Here is a 222-nt window from a genome sequence, read left to right on the forward strand (position 1 = left end):
TGGTGGCAGTGGTATCGACACGCTGATCGGTGGCACTGGCAACGACACCTACGTGGTCGATAACATCAGTGACTTGATCAGCGAAACCAGCACCCTGGTCAGCGAAGTGGATACGGTGCGTTCCTCGGTGAACTGGACCCTGGGCAGCAATCTGGAAAACCTCACGCTGATCGGGTCAGCCTCACTCAATGGCACCGGCAACGCGCTGGGGAACATGCTGAC

The 222-nt window shown here is 58.1% G+C and carries 1 pseudogene; it reads left to right on the forward strand.

Going from position 1 to position 222, the window contains the following annotated elements:
- Positions 1-222: pseudogene (locus tag GSM73_RS27165) on the forward strand (Ig family protein); the annotation flags it as partial.

This window comes from Pseudomonas sp. PICF6 (genome assembly GCF_009831705.1).
Classification (GTDB): domain Bacteria; phylum Pseudomonadota; class Gammaproteobacteria; order Pseudomonadales; family Pseudomonadaceae; genus Aquipseudomonas; species Aquipseudomonas rhizophila.